This is a genomic window from Pseudomonas sp. P4_D7 (assembly GCF_056401755.1).
Genome location: NZ_JBFUIR010000108.1, coordinates 1 through 3,928, shown reverse-complemented (window position 1 = coordinate 3,928; position 3,928 = coordinate 1). Strand labels below are relative to the sequence as shown.

Annotated in this window: 2 protein-coding genes and 1 pseudogene; 2 read left to right on the top strand and 1 reads right to left on the bottom strand. The window is 51.8% G+C overall.

The features are described from left to right. A pseudogene (locus tag AC1DVF_RS28555) lies at positions 1–135 on the top strand (LysR family transcriptional regulator); the annotation flags it as partial. 406 nt (positions 136–541) lie between these two features. Beyond that, the gene (locus tag AC1DVF_RS28550; protein WP_477783552.1) at positions 542–3,481 is read left to right on the top strand and encodes a DEAD/DEAH box helicase; all 2,940 of its coding nucleotides are present in this window, start codon (positions 542–544) and stop codon (positions 3,479–3,481) included. A 163-nt stretch (positions 3,482–3,644) separates the two neighbouring features. On the opposite strand, the gene AC1DVF_RS28545 is transcribed toward AC1DVF_RS28550, so the two are convergent. Further along, positions 3,645–3,928: hypothetical protein (locus tag AC1DVF_RS28545; RefSeq protein ID WP_477783551.1), on the bottom strand; the 284-nt coding region annotated here is incomplete at its 5' end.

The window sequence follows — 3,928 nt, the reverse complement described above, 5'->3', positions numbered from 1 at the left end:
CGCTTAGTCAGAGCGCTCGACGAAAGCTGGGATATACCTCTGGAAATTCATCTGACCCGCCCAAAAGCTATTCTCAGTCAGTCTGCCGAAGAATTCTGGGGCAGGGCGGGTAGTGACCCGCAGCCTTCCACATGACGCGTTGCGCTGCTCGTTAGAAATACACGGCGGCGAGGCAGAATTAAGCGCTGCGCGGCTTGATTCAGAGACTCTCAGGGTCGCCAAAAAACATTTTGACTTGGCTCTAGGACGGTATTTTCAGGCAGAAAAATATCAAATATGCCCCCAATTTTGCCCTCAATTGCATCAGTTTTGCGAGTGATCGCGAATGGCGATTTCTTCCATAGACCAAGATGGATTCGGATGGCTTTCAGTGTACCTTCATCTCAGATTGGACTGTTTGGCATCGATCGTCGGTTGGTGGAGGTAGAGGGCGTGGCGCGTTTGAGCACTGCTTTTCGGGGTACACCTGAAATGATGTTCACTGATGGCATGTGGCCATTGAATAATCAGCGCTGATTTTCACATTCAATTGGTGAACGCAATGGTCGATGCTACAGGGAAGTACTTAGACGTATATCAAAGCTGGCAGCAACACCTCTTCAACTTCAACCTAGCAGTCCGGGATACCAATACGCCCGGCTTGCGTAAGCCTCAGCTTGCCGCCCTATACGCTTCACTGGGCCACCTGGTGATGTCTCCGGCCACGACGGCAACGATCGTGATGCCAACGGGTACCGGCAAGACCGATACCATGCTTGGTCTGCTTATCGCAGGGCGGTTGGCAAGGACATTGGTGCTCGTCCCGTCAGATGCCTTGCGCTCCCAGCTTGTCGAAAAATGCCTCGGGCTGAAAAAACTTCGGGAGATCGGTGCTATTTCTGCCACAGCACTTAACCCTGTGGTTAGGGCGGTCGGCTCAGGAATGTCGGCTGAAGATGTCCAACAGCTTGCCGAGGCGAATGTAATTGTCGCTACCCCGCAAGCATTGCAGCGATTCGACACAGAGTCCCTCCGAGCCTTGGCTGAGCTCTGCAGCCACCTGATCATCGATGAAACCCATCATGTGGCCGCCATGACATGGGGGCGGGTAAAAAACGCGTTTAAAGAGAAGCCATGCCTGCAGTTCACTGCTACGCCTTTCAGGGAGGACAATCAGCCCCTTGAAGGCAAGATTATCTACAACTACCCGTTGAAGGATGCGCAGATCGATGGCTACTTCAAGTCGATCGAATTTCACCCAGTGCGCGAATACAACCTCGAGTTGGCTGACCAAATGGTTGCTGATAAGGCGGTAGAGTTGTTGCGAGGCGATCGAGAGCAAGGCTTTAACCACCTACTGATGGTACGCGCACGATCGCAAAAACGTGCTGAAGCCCTGTTTGAACTCTACAAAAAGCATGAAGACCTCTCACCCATTCTCATCCACAGCAAGGTGCCGAATCGGGTCAAGCTGCTGGGTGAAATTGTCGAGAAGAAATACAAGATCATCGTATGCGTGGACATGCTGGGCGAAGGCTTCGACCTGCCAGAGCTGAAAATCGCGGCTATTCACGACCAGCATCGCAGTCCGGCCGTCACGCTACAGTTCATCGGTCGGCTAACCCGGGTTGATGACACGCTAGGCGACGCCAAATTCGTCTCAAACATTGCCAACCAGAAAGTCGATTACCAGATGGCAGTGCTTTACAAGGAAAGTGCCGACTGGAGCGCTGTGATTCGAGATGTGAGCCAAGACAAGATCGCCCGCGAAATCGAAAAAGAGACGTTCACTGAACAGTTCCCGGATGATGCCGACTCCGAGGAGATCTTCGGGTTGAACCCAAACCCCAAGATCAGTGCGATCGCCTACCATGTGGAGCGCGACCATTGGCGGCCAGAAAAAGCGAATCACTTCTCCCAGAAGAAAGAACCGCTGCAGTTCCTTTCTATCAACGACGATTCAGACACCATCATCATGGTGACCCGACGAGAAACACCCGTCGGATGGGCTCAGACCTCGGCGATTGTGGACACGAACTGGATTCTGTACCTGGCGTACTACCACGCGCCCGACAAGACGCTCTTCATTCACTCCTCTGGTGATGAGTCGCAAGCGACGCGTTTTTTGAATTTGATTGCAAAGGATGCCAGGCGAATCAACGGCGAGCCTACCTTCCGAACCCTGCACGACATCAAGCTCATGAAGCTGCAGAACGTGGGGCTGTCCAGGACACGCAAGGATCTGAGATTCACGATGCACGTCGGGCGGGACATCAATACCGTCATCAGTGAAATCGAGAACGGCACGGCGAAAAAGTCCAACATCTTCGCAACGGGCTATGAAGATGGACAGCGCACCACCGTTGGCTGCTCTCACAAAGGGAAGATCTGGGAGATGAACTCTTCCAGCATCATTTACTGGATTGAGTGGTGCAAGCGCGCCTCACAGAAACTCAACAATGCCACGATCAATCCTTCTGAAGTGCTCAAGGATGTGATTCGCTCGGAGAAGATTGAGGGAGCCTGGCCAACTGGACTCTTCTATGCTGATTGGCCTGAGTCCATTGCGATCGAAAACGAGCAGAAAATTTCGCTGGCGCTCAATGGTGAGATCTTCAACCTGCTTGATGTCGAGCTTGGCAAGCCTCGGCGGACCGACGATCTGACACTAGAGGTGCCCGTCATCGCCATAGCAACAGATGGCACGGAGTGTCAGCTTCCTGACATCACGATACGGTTACTGAACGACAGCTACACAGTCTCCTGCCCTGGGGTGAAGATCATTTTCGCTGAAGAGAGCTCGTTTGAGAAGTACCTGGATGCGAACCCCTTGGTACTGCTAGCCGTGGACGGTTCGATGGTCGAGGGCAATTATCGATTTTACACACCCAATAGTTTGGACTTGAAGCTTCCGATAGCGCTGATTGAGGCTTGGGACTGGGGGACCACTCAGATCCACAGCGAGTCCATGAGAGCATCTCGTAACAAGGACACCGTCCAAGGGTTCACCTACAGCCGAATCGAGSACGACTATGCATTCATTTTCAACGATGATGGCGCAGGTGAGATTGCGGATTTGGTGGCAATCAAAGAGAGCAAAGACGCAATCTTTGTCGACCTTTACCACTGCAAGTATTGCCCCCAAAAAGATGGCGAGGCTCGACCTGGAGCTCGTGTGAACGATGTCTACGAGGTCTGCGGCCAGGCCTCACGCTCGGTGAAGTGGCTGCACACCGAGGAAAAATTCTTCAATCGATTGATGGGTCGGTACCAGCAATCGCTGCCGAAAGGGTTCGACAGAATCCTCAAGGGTCACCCAATAGATTTGGAGCTGCTTCGCAACAAGTGCCACGACCACGAGATGATTTTCAGATTCGTGATCGTACAACCCGCCATTTCAGCAGCGAAAATCTCTGCTGATCAGCTTGCTGTCCTCGGCACCAGTTACTCCTATATTAAGAACGTGTCCGGTTCAGATGTCCGGGTCGTAACCAGTGCGTAACACGAAGGTGGACTCATAACTCTCCGAGACTGAACACTTAGTGTGGTGCTTCAGAAAAACCACTGAAACATCGCTGACGCACCGCCCCATCGTTTACAAGCTGGGGTTTATGGAGCGCTTACGATCAATAAAAGCCAGGCAATGCCTGGCTGTCGTGGTCGAGTCAAAGCCCGAGGCCTCTGCAACGAATTTCGATTCCATTAATCTCCGTTTGCACTACAACATTGTCAGCATCAAAAATTGTGCCGATGGAACATGCAATTTGTGTAGGGGAGTTTTTAATGTAGTGCTTTATGAGCTGATCAGGATCTTCAAGTGGAAGAACATTTGCGTGCTGCCAAGTGTTTACAGCTTGTTGGCTATGGCCAAACCGTATCATTCCATTATTTAATACGTTTCTGAGCGTATTCCATTCGTACGAAATCACACCTTGTGGCCATATAGTGA